Raw genomic sequence first — 14183 nt, 5'->3', positions numbered from 1 at the left:
CGGCGTTGTCGAGTACCCGGTGCTGTCCGGCATGTTGATGTACCTCGGCGCGATCGGCGCACACACCGACACCGAGTTCTTCCAGCATTCCGCGCTGTTGCTCGCTCCGTTCGCCTTCGCGATCACCATCATGCTGGCGCTGATGACTCGGTGGTGGGTTCTCCTGTGGGCCGCAACCCCGCCGCTCGTGCTCTACGCCTTCCACAACTGGGAGCTGCCCGTCGTCGCGACAGCGGTCGGTGCCGTCGCGGTGATGGCCTGGGGTGCGTCGACCAATCCGCGAACCGGCGACCGTCGACTCTCACTACGAACATCGGCGATGCTCGCTGCGGTGCTGTTGGGAATCGGCTTCTGCCTCAAGCTCTACCCGGGTTTCTTCGCGCTGCCGCTCGCCTTGTACGTGCTGACGCGCGGCGCCGGCAGCATGATCGACGCGCGGCGTCGAACCGAGGATCTCGACTGGACCGGCGCGATCATGACGGCCGCGGCGGCGGCCGTGACCGTGATCGCGATCCAGTTGCCGTTCATGATCGTCGGCTTCAAGGGCTGGAAGGCTGCACTCTCGTTCCAGGGCAAGCGGAAGTCCGACGTCGACACCAACTCCATCTGGTACTGGGGACTTCGACATTTCACCGGCGGCCAGACCGACACGTACAACTCACTTGTCGGCATGCTGTCTCCGCTGCTGATCCTGTGCGCCTTCGCGCTCGCGGTCTATCTGGGCTGGCGCGTGTATCTGCAGTCGGGCACCTATCCGTGGATCGGCGTCTCGGGCGCGATGCTCGCCGGATTCATGTTGTTCCACAAGGTCCACTCACCGCAGTACACGCTGTGGATTCTCCCGTTCTTCGTGCTGCTCAAGACGCGGTGGCCGATCATCATCGCCTACCTCATCGCCGACTTCCTGTTGGACACCACCATCTTCCGCTTGTTCGGCATCTACACGGCGCACGCGCCGATGCAGTGGTGGGTGATGGCGGGCGTGAACATCGGTGTCTGGGTGACCGCCGCGATCCACCTGTACCTGATCTTCGCGTTCGTCCGTGCCCCACTGCGAGAACCGTTGGCCACCATGGTCGCTCCTCGCCCACGTCCGTCCGACGACCCCGAACCCGTGCTCGCGACGTCGTCGTAGAGGAGTCGACATGAACAAATGGCTTGGCGACGCCCCGCTCGTCGGCGAGCGGGTCACACTGCGGCCCTTGACCTTCGACGACGCTCCCGCACTCGCGCGGGTCGTCGACGATCCGCAACGCTTCGCCTGGACATCAGTGCCACGCGACGAACAGTCGGCACGCGAGTACATCGCCGCAGCACACGCCGACGACGCGCGCATCGCCTACGCGGTCGTCGACAACAGCGACGGACGCCTTGTCGGCTCGACGAGCTACTACGACATCGACCACGCCAACCTCTCCGTCGCGATCGGGTACACCTTCTACGCCGACACGGCGCAGGGCACTGCGGTCAATCCGACCGCGAAATACCTTCTGCTGCATCACGCCTTCGATGACTGCGGCGCCGTGCGCGTCGTGTGGCACACGCACGAGAACAACGCGCAGTCGAGGGCAGCGATCGCGAAACTCGGCGCACAGTTCGAGGGACTTCTCCGCAAACACCGACGCTGGGCCGACGGGTGGCGCACCACCGCGCAGTACGCCATGACCGACGACGGCTGGCCGGCAGCGAGAGATGCTCTGCTGCAGCGCATCTCACGTCACGGATAGGACATCCCGATCCGTCCGTCGCGGTATCGTCCGAACTCGTCGTGACGCAGGTAGCTTGGCTCACCCAGCCCATTCGACGAGTTCTGTGGGAGCTGCGAGATCGGATGTTGTCATGCACCCTGGGACGTCGAAACCCGCCTGCCGGTTCCACCGAAAGTTTCTGGCATCGCACCAAGCCGAGCCGGATCGGCCGTCGGATACCCGCCGGCAGCTCCGTCGAGTGGTCCGCCCGCCGGATCGTCGAGCGGTCTACCGCGTCGATCTCGACGCACCAGGTCGTCCTCGGGGTGGTAGATCTGCCAGATCACGACGACGCACAGCGCGACCACCATGAGCGCGCGAAGGACTACAACCAGGGTGAACCACCCCTCAGGGAGCCAGCGGCGCGACGGATCGAGGAACAGCGACATCCGCGGAATCCACACCAGGGCGTCGATCACCATCCACGTCATCAGCAGTCGCGTATGTGGAATGGCCAGTACCGCGAGCGGCACAAGCCACAGCGAGTACTGCGGACTCCAGACTTTGTTCACCAGCAGGAAGCCGGCGACCATGAGAAACGCCAACTGCGCGAGGCGCGGTCGGGTCGGCACGCGCAGTGCCAGGTAGCCGATCCCGCAGGCGATCAGGACCAGCAGGCCGAGGCTGACCGCATTCAGCAGCGTGATGTTCCATGTGAAATCAGCCGCTTTCGCGAGGATGCGGAAGAGGCTGTCGGAGTCGGCGCCGCGCTGACCGTTATAGCGGAAGAACTCGTACCAGCCGCGCGGATGTAGCAGCAGGATCGGCAGATTCACCACGACCCACGTCAGTACCGCCGCCGACGCCGCGACGAAGAAGTCGTTGCCCCGCCTGGCTCGGAGACACAGCACGAGAAGGACGAACAACAACAGGATCGGATACCACTTCGACGCGACCCCGAGGCCGATGAACAACCCCGCCAGCCACGGCTTATTACGTGCCCACGCCAGGATCGCGACCGCGACCATCGCCACTGCGATGGCGTCGAAGTTGGTGAATGCGTGGACGATCACAAGCGGTGAGAGAGCAGCCAGCCATGCCGCCCAGATGCGCGAGCGGGCGGTGAGGGCGGTCGCCCAGACGACGACGAGCCAGAATAATGCGAGACCGAGCGCCACGAGATCGAAGAACAACACGACGCTCAGCGCGCCCGGTATCCCGAGGTGATCGTGCAACCACTGCCATCCCTGCGCAGCCTGCGCGGCGACGTACATGTAGAGGCCGGTCAGCACCGGGTACTCCATGTACCGCGTGATGGTGTTGCCGTTCTGGTCCTGCTGAGTCCACGAGGCCTTGTAGGGGAATGCGCCCTTGTCCAGTTGCTCGGCGCCGTAGAGCGCGATCACGTCGGAGTAGCAGAGATCGGTGAACTGACGCTGGTTATCCCAGTCGAGCCGCATCGCATGTCCGGCATCGTTGGCCTCCGACGTCGCGGGAGCCTGCTGCAGACAGCCCGCCTTGCCGTACCAACTGAGCGCCAACGCGCACAGGGAAAGCAGGAACAGGACGCGGATCGGTGTCCAACGTCGACTGCGCCCGACGGCCCCGTGCGCTCCCAGCGGACCGCCGATCACGCGACTCGCATCTCGGACGACGACGTCGGTCCTGCTGGGAATCACCCGCGCGTCGTCGACCCGGGGATCGTCGGACAGGGCAACCGGACTGGCGACCCCGCCCACGATCTGACCGTCGGACATCACCCCGCCGGAGATCACCCCGTCAGGAATCGATCGCTGCTGTGGCTGCGCCGACGCGGCGTCGTCGAAGTGCTTTCCCGACGACGAGCGACGGTCAGCCGACCGGCGGCTCAGGGGTGACTCCGCCCTCGTTGCCGGTGCCGCCGGTACCGCCCTCGCCGTTACCGCCGTTTCCCGCACCACCGTTACCGGTGGTGCCGTTGCCGTTTCCCGGCTCCGGATTACCCGGGAGCGGGATCGTCACGCCGGGAGCGAGGGTGATTCCGCCACCTCCGCCACCGCCACCGTTGCCCGGGATCTGCGGTATCTGCGGGGTGTTGTCCCGCTGCGTACGCGTCCGCGGCGAGTTGTTGTAGTCGGGGTTGTACGTGCTGGTCGGCGCTTCGGTCGGTGCACCGGCCTGACCACCGACGGCCGCGGGCTCGGGGAACTGCTCGACCTGGTCGCCCTCGAGGGCGTTGTTCATCGACTTACGCCAGATCTGGGCGGGAAGCCCGCTGCCGTACACCGGTGACCCGCCGTAGTTGGTCAGCGCGGTGCCCTTGTCGGTACCGACCCAGACGGCCGTGGACAGCTGCGGCGTGTAGCCGACCATCCACGCGTCCTTGTTCTGCCCGGTGTCGCCGAGCTGTGCGGTACCGGTCTTGGCCGCCGACGGACGTGCACCGTAGGTGTCGTCGGAGAGCGAGTTGCCATTCGAGTACGCGGCGATCGGCTCGAGCGCCGAGGTCACGTTATCGGCGACCTTGGCAGGGAAGACCCGCTTGCCGTCGTTCTGCTGATGCTCGTAGAGCACCTCACCGGTCGAGGTCTCGACCTTCTGCACCATGTACGGCTCGCGGTAGACGCCCGACGCCGCCAGCGTCGCGTACGCCGACGCCATGTCGATGACCCGTGACGGGTACTGACCGAGCACGACGCCGCCCTCGACCTCACCGTTGGGGTTCTGCAACGTCTTCTGGATGTCGCCGAAAGACTCTGCGACGCCTGCCGTGTGCGCGGCGTCGGCGACAGCGCGCGCCTGGCCGTTGAGGTCCATCATCAGGCGGTAGTAGACGGTGTTGAGCGACATCTTCATCGCGGTCGCGAGGTTGCACGACCCGCAGCTCTCACCGTCGGAGTTCTCGACGGTCAGACCCGTCGATGTCTGGTACGGCGCGGAGCTGTACACCTTGGACAGCGGGATTCCCTGCTGAAGCGCCGCGATCAGCGCGAACACCTTGAACGACGATCCGGTCTGCAGGCCCGCCTGCGCGTAGTCCCAACCCTGGCCGTCGTCGCCGCCGTAGTAGCCGCGAACTCCACCTGTCTTGGGATCGATCGACACGACGGCGTCGCGGATCTTGTCGGGCTCGCCGTTGAGCACCCCGTTGTCGCACGAGTAGATCTTGTTCTCGCGGCACGCTGCCTGAACAGCGGCGTTCTGCGCCTTGGGATCGATCGTGGTGGTGATCTTGAGGCCCTCGGTCCGCACCTGCTGCTCGGAGATGTTCAGCTTGTTCAGCTCGGCCATCACCTGCCGCTTGATCAAGCCGTTGGGGCCGGGCGTCTCCACGGCCGCTGCGGGCTGCGGGTAGACCTTCGGATACTGCATCGACGCCCGCTCGGACTGCTTGAGCGAACCGATCTGGACCATGCCGTCGAGCACATAGTTCCAGCGACCCTCGGAAGCGACCTTGTCGACGGCGGGGTCGTAGTAGGAGGGCGAACGGATCGCCGCTGCCAGCACCGCGGACTCCTCGGGGGTCAGCTTGCTGACGTCCTTACGGAAGTAGGCCTGCGAGGCAGCGGACACACCGTAGGCGCCGCGCCCGAAGTAGATGGTGTTGAGATAGGCGGCCATGATGTCGTCCTTGGACCACTGTCCCGACATCTTGGTCGCGATCGCGAGCTCTTTGAACTTGCGCTCGTAGCTGTGCTCATCGCCGACGAGCGCGTTCTTGACGTACTGCTGCGTGATGGTCGAACCACCACCGGCGTCGGCGTTGTTGGTGAAGCGACCGACCACCGCGCGCCCGATGCCCGTGACCGAAAAGCCCTCGTTGCTGCGGAACTGGCGGTCTTCGGCTGCAATCACCGCGTCTTGCATCGACTTGGGGATGTCGGTGATCTTGACGTCGGTGCGGTTACCCTCCGGCGGCACGACCTTGGCCAGCGTCTTGCCTGTCGAGTCGGTGATCAGCGCGACCTGGTTCTGCTTGATGTCGCCGGGGCTGGGCACCGTCACCGTCGCGTAGGTGATCGCGAAGGCGAGAATGCCGATCAGGATCACTGCGGGGACCAACCCACCGAGAATGCCAAGCGTCCAGGCGATCACGCGATGCCGCGACTGCGTTGTCTGCTCGGCATCGTTCTTGGCCGATCGTGTCGGCCGTTTTCCCGTGCCGCGCGACGACTCCGTCCCGCTCATCGATCACCTTTCCGCACCGCAACCCAGGTCGCTCTCACGCGTACCTGTGTCGTGTTGTTCGAGGTCAGAACCGCCACCATGGTCGGTTTACCGCTCCTCACAGTACTTCTCCATTGCATCGAGCCCACTCCACTGTGACGCATGCGGCGCTGGCACGGCAAAAACCTGCGGCCCACACCACACACGTCAGAACGCCGACGAGCGTCGTATCTCTCGTCGACGAACGCGGAAACAACCGTTATTCGGCCACCCGACGACGACGTCGTGTCGATCGTGGCGGCAGACCCGCAACGTACGACTGGACCAGATGGTTCCAGCTACAGGTGCGACAGACCTCGACGACGTGCACGGTGAATTCTTCGGCGGTCGCGTCGAGGGAGGCGATCTCTTCTGCGGTACGCGCTGACCCCGACACCTGGCCGAGCCGGTCGCCGAATACCCAGGACACGAGCGTGACCTGCTCCTTGCGGCAGATCGGGCACAGCGTCGACGACGGGCGCCCGTGGAACTTCGCGGCGCGCAACAGGTAGGGATTCGCGTCGCACACGTCGGCGACGGCTGTCCGGCCGGAGTGGACATCGGACAGTCGGGACCGACGCTGCAAGGCGTAGTCGACGATCTGGCGCACGTGTTTCAGCGTACGTCGTCGCGCTCGGGGACGTCTGCGTGGACGCGCGCCGCGTCGACACCCGCCCACCCCGCGCGTCGCCCGCAGGTCACCGGCATGACACGTTCTGGACACTCCCCCGTCGACACAGTTATATCGGTGCGATACATTGGGAACCACATCGACGCGACATGCCGTGTGGTCCCATCGGACACCCTCTGCGTGCGCGATCAGCCACGAGATCACCGAGGAGGTGCGCACCATGCTGGAGCTCGCCATTCTCGGATTGCTGCTCGAATCACCCATGCACGGCTATGAGCTGCGCAAACGCCTCACCGGGCTGTTGGGCGCATTCCGCGCGTTCTCGTACGGCTCGCTGTACCCGACGCTGCGCAGGATGCAGGCAGACGGCCTGATCGACGAGGCGAGCACGCCCGCGGGCATGAAGGTGCGTCGAGGTCGACGTGTGTACCAGCTGACCGAGAAGGGTCGTATCCGCTTCAACGAGCTGGTCGCCGACACCGGACCGCAGAACTACACCGACGACGGATTCGGCGTCCACCTGGCCTTTTTCTCCCGCACCCCCGCGGTCGCCCGGATGAGGATTCTCGAAGGGCGTCGACGTCAGGTCGAGGAACGGCGCGAGGGTTTGCGCGAACTCGTCACCCGTGCGACGCGTGCGTCGGATCGCTACACCCGCCAACTGCACGAGCTGAGCCTCGAGTCGAGCGAGCGCGAGGTGCGCTGGCTCAACGAGCTCATCGCCGCAGAACACACACTTCCGGACGCGACCCCACAGCCGGGTCGCGGCGGGACACAAGAAACACCCGAGCCGCCGGAATCGGCTGCGCTCGACACCGCCCCGGTGACACACAGCTCACCGGCGGTAACCCACGTTCCAGGGTCCAGCGACGTTCGCGGTCCCAGAGAAAAAGAAGGAGAACCCGACCATGGGTGAGCCCAATAAGGTGCGCGTGGCCATAGTGGGCGTAGGAAACTGCGCTTCATCCTTGGTCCAGGGCGTCCAGTACTACAAGGATGCCGACGAGAACGCGACCGTCCCCGGTCTGATGCACGTCAAGTTCGGTCAGTACCACGTGCGCGACGTCGAGTTCGTCGCCGCGTTCGACGTCGACGCCAAGAAGGTCGGCTTCGACCTCTCCGACGCGATCTTCGCGAGCGAGAACAACACCATCAAGATCGCCGACGTCCCGCCGACCGGCGTCACCGTGCAGCGCGGCCACACCCTCGACGGTCTCGGCAAGTACTACCTGCAGACCATCACCGAGGCCGACGGCGACGGTGTCGACGTCGTGAAGACCCTCAAGGACAACGACGTCGACGTCCTGGTCTCCTACCTCCCCGTCGGCTCCGAGCAGGCTGACAAGTTCTACGCACAGTGCGCGATCGACGCGGGCGTCGCCTTCGTCAACGCACTGCCGGTGTTCATCGCCTCCGACCCCGAGTGGGCCGAGAAGTTCCGCGCCGCAGGCGTGCCGATCGTCGGCGACGACATCAAGAGCCAGGTCGGCGCGACCATCACTCACCGCGTGATGGCCAAGCTGTTCGAGGATCGCGGCGTGGCGCTCGACCGCACCTACCAGCTCAACGTCGGCGGCAACATGGACTTCAAGAACATGCTCGAGCGTGAGCGTCTCGAGTCGAAGAAGGTCTCCAAGACCCAGGCCGTCACGTCGAACCTCACCGGTTCGCTCGCGGGCAAGGTCGAGGACAAGAACGTCCACATCGGACCGTCGGACCACGTCGCATGGCTTGACGACCGCAAGTGGGCCTACGTCCGCCTCGAGGGTCGCGCCTTCGGCGACGTGCCGCTCAACCTGGAGTACAAGCTCGAGGTCTGGGACTCCCCCAACTCGGCAGGCATCATCATCGACGCCGTGCGCGCCGCGAAGATCGCCAAGGACCGCGGCATCGGCGGACCGATCCTACCGGCCTCGGCCTACCTGATGAAGAGCCCGCCCGAGCAGCTCGCCGACGACGTCGCGCGCCAGCAGCTCGAGACGTTCATCGAGGGCTGATCCGACGATCTGACACCGTCACGCCACACGATGCCCCTCGGTCCGACTCCCGGACCGAGGGGCATCGTCGTATGTGGCGAGTTGTGTCGACCCCCTGAACCGGCAGGTGCGCCTGTCGACCTGTGCTATATCGATGTGCAGCGGTGGCACAACTCCGCGAACGCACAGGAGGTGGCGTGATGTCGTTGGGATTCCGCGTCGGCGTGCCGGGCATGCGCGTGCGAGTGTCGACCCGCGGTGTCCGCGCATCGGTGGGCCCTCGCGCCGCGCGAGTGCATTTCGGTAGCGGGCGGACAGGGGTGTCCACTGGACTCGGCCCCTTCTACGCCTACCAATCCGTCGGGGGACGGTCCGGTCGCACGACGTCGCGGCGCGGCGCGAGTAGTCGCGGTCCCTCCGCGGCACAAATGACCAGAGCCGCACGCACTGCAGAACGCGCAGCGCAACAAGCCGAACGCGACGCTGCCATCGAGCAGTTGCGGGACCTGCGCAGGTCATCGACGAGCGTGCACCTCGACCAGTGGGTCCCCGCTTCCCGTCCCGTGATCCCGCCACCTCCGGCAGTCAACGTGCAGACTGCTCTCGCCCAGGCCGAAGCCATGCACCTGCGGGGTGTCGGTCGCCTTGCACGGACACAAAGATCCGCGGCACGCGGAGCTGCCCAAGCCGATGCCAACGCTTACGCGGCCGCGGAGACCACCCGTCTCGCAGCCATTCACGCGGACCTGCTGTCGCATGCCGACAGTTGGTGGAATGCGTTGAGCGGCAACGACGAAATGACCGTGCTCGAGACGGTGAACGCGGCCTTCGCCGACAATCCAGCAGCAGGTTGCGCAGTGGGACTCGACGGCACCACCCTGTCGATAATCATGCGACAGCAAGACATCGACGCCCTGCCAGACCAAACGCCCTCTGTAACGTCCGCTGGTCGGCCAACACTCAAGCTCCTGAACAAGCGTGACAGAGTGCGCTGGTGGCTCCACATCCTCGCGTCCAACGTTGCCGCCACGTGTAGAGAGGCTTTCGCGGTTGCTCCAGGGGTATCTCGTCTCAATGTTGTTGTGATCAGCAGGTTTTCCGATTCACGACGACTCGGCGTCGTGCTCTATGGTTCGTGGAGCCGATCAGCCGTCGAAGGTGCAACGTGGCGTAGTCGTGATGACGCCTTTCGCATCTTCGATATCGGCGAAGACGTCGAGTGCAGCGTCCGGACGACGTCGTCCGGCAATCTGTCCACGACTCTCAAACCACTCGACGTGGATTCAGTCCCAGCACTGGTCGAACTGATCACGTCGGCCGAAGACACCGAATCCTCGAACGCTCTTGCAGAATGGGACGAGACTCTCGGCAACCCGATGGACATATCAGGGCAGGCGCCTGCCTTTCGTGATCCGTACGCCCTGATCACCTTCGAGACGTGGTTCGCATCGCGATCCTCACTGCCCGTTGCCTTTCCGCAGCCAAGCTCCACCCCGATACCGACGAAGGAGTACGCCTACGAGAGTTCAGGTGCCGCGGTGGAACTGGCCGCAGGCCAGTCCGTCGAGATACCCGAGACCGGCGTCCGGCAGATGGACACGGTTCTCCACACGTCAGGAGCCGACGTCGACCTGAGCTTTCTACTTCTCGACAGCTCTGGCCACGTCCGGGACGATCGAGACTTCGTCTTCTACAACCACCACGTCGCGCCGGACCAGAGTGTCCGACTGAACGGAAAGAGGCCGCACGAGAGGGGACTCGTCGAATCCGGAACCGTTCACGCATCTGCGGTGCGCCCAGACGTGACTCGGATACTCGTCGTCGCGACAATGGACACGGCCTCGCGACTCGCCTTTTCCGCGCTCGACACCATCGACATCACCATTTCGTGTAGCGAGATTCGTTGGCACTTCGCCCCGAAAATCGAGAAGTCAGTTCGCGCAGCGATTCTCGCCGAGATCTATCGGCGCCCGGGCACCCCTCCCGGAGAGCAGCGCTGGAAGCTTCGCGTGGTCGGCCAGGGATGGGCCGATGGGCTGTCGGGATTGGCGCGCGACCACGGAGTCGACATCGACGACTGAACTCGTGGGAGCCTCCCCCGTCGGCCGGAGTTGTGTCGACCCGGGCAGCGCCGCTCACGCCTGCAGCGACAACACATCCTCGTGTCCGTGTCGTCGGCACCAGCTCACGATGTAGCGCGCGTGCAGGCCGCACCATCGGTACACCGACGCCTGGGTGAGCGGTAGGCGGTCGTCGTGTTCGCCGCGCTCGAGCATCAGCGGGCCGAGATAGTGGCTGGTCACCTTGTTCGCAGTATTCGGCGACACCTTCGCGACCGATGCCAGCGTCGCGTTGTCCGACGCATTTCCTGCAGCGATGGCTCCGGCCATCCGCGCTGCGGTGATCCCGCGCCTGCCGCTGAACAACTCGTACAGCGGCGGGTGAGTCGGCGAGGGCACCATGTCGTCGAGCTTCGCGCCGTGAGCAACGGTGCGCAGCGCTCCGATCAGCGAGCCGAATCCGTCGGCCTTGGCGACGACGCCCCAGACATCCGGCCGCAGCCGCGCTTCTTCGAGATGATCGATCTCCATGGAGTGTCCCTGGGTCGCCAACAGCACCGGCGCGAGGCGATTGGCATGATGGAGACCGTCGAGGACGTCGAGACCGTCGAACGTCCACTCGATATCTGGCCTATTCCAGATGAGGTCGGCGGCAACGACGTCGAACCGAACCCGCCCGGACACGCTGCGGACGAATTCCTCCTGGTCGCGGGCCACGACAACGGTGGCGCCCTCGATCGCCGCACGGACCGGTTCGGCGACCACATGCCCAAGCGGTGATGCGATCAGGATGCGCATCCCTTCCACGGCAGCTCCCTCTACAGTCTTGATATAAATGCGTAATTACGCATGCTGCGCCAATTTTCATGCGTGATGTCGCATGAGGGTGTCAGCTTCAGGCGTTTTCGAGCGTGATCCTCGCACAGAAATGTCATCACGAGTGCTGACTTGCGCCGACGGCGGGGGCAGGATTCTTTATGCTCGGTTTGCTCGAGTACATCAAGTGCACACTCGCGCGCAGCGCATTCTCTGGGGAGACTTCAATGACTGCCGACGTCGTCAGCGAACTCGACATTGCAGCGGTGGATGCCGCACGGACCACCCCCACTGCAGTCATCATCGCCGAACACGACGTCATCGACTCGGCGCTCGCGGTGTTCGTCGAGGATGCCGGACACCGTGCAGTCATCATCGACCTCGACAACGCGACCGATTCGCTTGGCGGACTCGACGCCCCCGGCATCACGATTGTGCGGTCCGCGCGGCGCATCGCCCAGGTGCGATCCATCCGCGCCCTCAACGGCACCGTGATCGGAGCGATCGGTGTGCCTGTCTCGGATGCGCGCAGCATCGACATCACCGACCCCGGCCACGCACTCGACGTCTTGGCCGCGCTGGCCGGAAAGTCGGAGTCCGCCCAACCCCGAATCCCCCGCATCCACCTCACCGAACGCGAGCGCGAGGTCCTCACCTCCTACGTGCTCGGCGCGACGCTGCGCGAGACGGCTCGCCGATTCTTCATCGCCGAGAGCACGGCCCGCGAACACTACCGCCGGGTGCGGCAGCGCTACCTCAACGCCGGCCGACCCGTCTCGAACAAGGCAGAGCTGCTGCTGGCACTCATCGGCGACGGCTGGGTGCGGCCCGAGCAACTCTGAGCCAGGACTGCCGCGAGAGAGGGTCGACGCCCCCGCGCTCATCAGTAGTGTTGAACCATGCGCGTGCAACGGTGGGTGGCGACCGGCCCCGGGGGTCTCGACGACTTCGCATTCATCGACGATCAGCTCCGTCCACCTGGACCAGGTGAGGTCAGCATCGAAGTTCTCGCCGCAGGTGTCAATCCCGCGGACCTCAAGCACACACTGACCGCGTCGGACTTCCCCGTCCCCGTCGGCTACGAGGTGTCCGGAGTGATAGCAGCTCTCGGGCCGGGCACCGAGATCGCTTCTGGCGCAGCATCTCCGGGCGACGACGTCCTCGCATTCCGCGTCTTTGGCGGGTACGCGACCGCGCTGACGGTGCCCGCGGAGAAGGTGTTCGCAAGACCTTCGACGGTCGACGACGCCTCGGCAGCGAACCTGCTGCTCGCGGGCACGACCGCCGCCGACATGCTCCGAGCGTCCCGCGCGGCGACCGGCGATACGATCCTCCTGCACGGCGCGTCGGGCGCGGTCGGCATGGCGGTGTTGCAACTTGCACTGCTGCGCGGCATCACCGTGATCGGTACGGCGAGCCCGCGCAGTTTCGAGCGCGTCGTCGAATTCGGTGGTCTCCCAGTCGAATACGGGCCGGGGCTGGCCGATCGAGTCCGCGCGCTGGCCCCGAATGGCGTCGACGCCGCCCTCGACGCCGCGGGTACCGACGAGGCCATCGATACGTCGGAGGATCTGGTCGCCGACCGTTCACGCATCGTCACCATCGTGGCGCGCGACCGCGCCAAGCGAGACGGATTCGTCGCTCTCGGCGGCACGCAGCCCGAGAGTGCCGCCTACCGCGATTCGGTTCGGGCGGAGTTGATCGCACACGCCGCGGCGGGCGACCTGGTGGTTCCGGTCGCCCACACCTTCCATCTGTCACAGGCGCGCGCGGCGCTCGAACTCGTCTCCGGCGGGCACGCGGGCGGCAAAGTCGCACTTCTTGTGTGAGTGTGCAGGTGTGGCACAGTGAGAGACGTGTTGTTGCCCTATCTTGTCCCCGCCGCCCCCGATGACCCCGCCGCGGTGACTGTCGGCGACGACGTGGCATCGCGCGAAGACCTCGTCGGCGCGGCAACCGCTGTCGCAGAACGGATTCGCGGAGCACGCACCCTGGCTGTGCTCGCCCATCCGACGATTGACACCGTCCTCGCCGTCGTCGGCGGCCTCATCGCGGGGGTTCCGATCGTTCCCGTGCCGCCGGATTCCGGTCCTCGCGAACTCGAGCACATTCTGACCGACTCGGGTGCACAGGCGTGGCTCGGCGCCGCCCCCGATTCGACGTCACTGCCGGTGATCCCGATCCGACGTTTCGCCCGCTCGTGGCATTCGCATCCCGAACCGCCCGGCGAGTCGACCGCGCTGATCCTCTACACCTCGGGCACGACAGGACTCCCGAAGGGAGTGCCGATCACACGCCGCGCGATCGCCGCGGGACTCGACGCGCTGGCCGATGCCTGGGCGTGGACCGCAGACGACACCCTCGCTCACGGCTTACCACTGTTTCACGTCCACGGGCTGATCCTCGGCTTCTTGGGCCCACTTCGCCGCGGCGGCAGGCTGATTCACACCGTCAAGCCCACCCCCGCCGGATACGCCGCCGCGGCCGCTGCGGGCGCGTCGATGTTCTTTGGCGTGCCGACGGTCTGGACACGTATCGGCGCCGATCCTGCTGCAGCGCAGTCGCTTTCTTCCGCACGGCTACTCGTGTCGGGAAGTGCCCCACTGCCCGTCCCGGTGTTCGACAGGATTCGCGAGCTGACCGGACACGAGATCGTCGAACGCTACGGCATGACCGAGACCATGATCACCGTGTCGACCCGATTCGACGGCGAGCGCAAACCGGGCTGGGTGGGAATGCCGGTGCGCGGCGTCGAAACACGGCTGCGCAGCAGCGAGATCGATTCCGGTGCAACAGATCTGCCGCACGATGGCGAATCCGTCGGCGA

Annotated in this window: 12 protein-coding genes; 8 read left to right on the top strand and 4 right to left on the bottom strand. The window is 65.5% G+C overall.

The annotated features are described in order from the left end of the window. Positions 1–1135, top strand: a 1135-nt coding sequence (locus tag A5777_RS12950; protein WP_064862951.1) for a glycosyltransferase 87 family protein, incomplete at its 5' end; no start/stop codon positions are given. 10 nt (positions 1136–1145) lie between these two features. After that, positions 1146–1727 (top strand): GNAT family N-acetyltransferase, encoded by a 582-nt coding sequence (locus A5777_RS12945; protein ID WP_064862946.1) that lies wholly within the window; start codon positions 1146–1148, stop codon positions 1725–1727. Between the two features lie 110 nt (positions 1728–1837). Here A5777_RS12945 and A5777_RS12940 read toward each other — a convergent pair whose 3' ends face one another. From A5777_RS12940 to A5777_RS12930, 3 genes are all read right to left on the bottom strand, one after another. Continuing rightward, positions 1838–3445 carry a glycosyltransferase family 87 protein gene (locus A5777_RS12940; protein WP_231895051.1) on the bottom strand — a complete coding sequence of 536 codons (1608 nt, stop codon included), beginning with the start codon at positions 3443–3445 and terminating at the stop codon, positions 1838–1840. A gap of 94 nt (positions 3446–3539) precedes the next feature. After that, entirely contained in the window at positions 3540–5855 is a 2316-nt protein-coding gene (locus A5777_RS12935) for a transglycosylase domain-containing protein (protein WP_064862945.1), read from the bottom strand. A gap of 238 nt (positions 5856–6093) precedes the next feature. After that, the gene (locus A5777_RS12930; RefSeq protein WP_039854392.1) at positions 6094–6492 is read right to left on the bottom strand and encodes a DUF5318 family protein; all 399 of its coding nucleotides are present in this window, start codon (positions 6490–6492) and stop codon (positions 6094–6096) included. Between the two features lie 232 nt (positions 6493–6724). Here A5777_RS12930 and A5777_RS12925 point away from each other — a divergent pair, with 232 nt between their 5' ends. From A5777_RS12925 to A5777_RS12915, 3 genes are all read left to right on the top strand, one after another. After that, on the top strand, positions 6725–7420 hold the full coding sequence (locus A5777_RS12925) for a PadR family transcriptional regulator (RefSeq protein WP_064862949.1): 696 nt from the start codon (positions 6725–6727) through the stop codon (positions 7418–7420). Further along, positions 7413–8501, top strand: coding sequence for an inositol-3-phosphate synthase (locus tag A5777_RS12920; RefSeq protein WP_064862944.1), 1089 nt, complete (start codon positions 7413–7415; stop codon positions 8499–8501). The genes A5777_RS12925 and A5777_RS12920 overlap by 8 nt, the downstream gene beginning before the upstream one ends. A gap of 143 nt (positions 8502–8644) precedes the next feature. Then, positions 8645–10561, top strand: coding sequence for a TerD family protein (locus A5777_RS12915; protein WP_197502375.1), 1917 nt, complete (start codon positions 8645–8647; stop codon positions 10559–10561). A gap of 54 nt (positions 10562–10615) precedes the next feature. Here A5777_RS12915 and A5777_RS12910 read toward each other — a convergent pair whose 3' ends face one another. After that, positions 10616–11338: a hypothetical protein gene (locus A5777_RS12910; RefSeq protein ID WP_064862943.1), complete on the bottom strand. Its 723-nt coding sequence runs from the start codon at positions 11336–11338 to the stop codon at positions 10616–10618. Positions 11339–11583: 245 nt separating this feature from the next. Between A5777_RS12910 and A5777_RS12905 the strand changes: the two genes are divergently transcribed. The 3 genes from A5777_RS12905 to A5777_RS12895 form a co-directional block, all read left to right on the top strand. After that, positions 11584–12198 carry a helix-turn-helix transcriptional regulator gene (locus A5777_RS12905; RefSeq protein WP_231895050.1) on the top strand — a complete coding sequence of 205 codons (615 nt, stop codon included), beginning with the start codon at positions 11584–11586 and terminating at the stop codon, positions 12196–12198. Positions 12199–12255: 57 nt separating this feature from the next. After that, a complete protein-coding gene (locus A5777_RS12900) occupies positions 12256–13185 on the top strand; it encodes a quinone oxidoreductase family protein (protein ID WP_064862942.1) in 930 nt (309 codons plus the stop codon). Between the two features lie 27 nt (positions 13186–13212). Next, the coding region (locus tag A5777_RS12895) for an AMP-binding protein (RefSeq protein ID WP_064862941.1) at positions 13213–14183 on the top strand (971 nt) is incomplete at its 3' end.

This window comes from Gordonia sp. 852002-10350_SCH5691597 (assembly GCF_001665715.1).
In the GTDB taxonomy this organism is placed as follows: Bacteria; Actinomycetota; Actinomycetes; order Mycobacteriales; family Mycobacteriaceae; genus Gordonia; species Gordonia sputi.
Note: the sequence above shows the minus strand (reverse complement) of the source record. Positions and strands in the feature narration are given on the sequence as shown.

What these genes read in the sequence shown, in the direction of transcription:
- A5777_RS12945 (WP_064862946.1), top strand. Translation starts at nt 1,146, where the DNA reads ATGAACAAATGGCTTGGCGACGCCCCGCTCGTCGGCGAGCGGGTCACA.
- A5777_RS12940 (WP_231895051.1), bottom strand. Translation starts at nt 3,445, where the DNA reads ATGTCCGACGGTCAGATCGTGGGCGGGGTCGCCAGTCCGGTTGCCCTG.
- A5777_RS12935 (WP_064862945.1), bottom strand. Translation starts at nt 5,855, where the DNA reads ATGAGCGGGACGGAGTCGTCGCGCGGCACGGGAAAACGGCCGACACGA.
- A5777_RS12925 (WP_064862949.1), top strand. Translation starts at nt 6,725, where the DNA reads ATGCTGGAGCTCGCCATTCTCGGATTGCTGCTCGAATCACCCATGCAC.
- A5777_RS12920 (WP_064862944.1), top strand. Translation starts at nt 7,413, where the DNA reads ATGGGTGAGCCCAATAAGGTGCGCGTGGCCATAGTGGGCGTAGGAAAC.
- A5777_RS12910 (WP_064862943.1), bottom strand. Translation starts at nt 11,338, where the DNA reads ATGCGCATCCTGATCGCATCACCGCTTGGGCATGTGGTCGCCGAACCG.
- A5777_RS12905 (WP_231895050.1), top strand. Translation starts at nt 11,584, where the DNA reads ATGACTGCCGACGTCGTCAGCGAACTCGACATTGCAGCGGTGGATGCC.
- A5777_RS12900 (WP_064862942.1), top strand. Translation starts at nt 12,256, where the DNA reads ATGCGCGTGCAACGGTGGGTGGCGACCGGCCCCGGGGGTCTCGACGAC.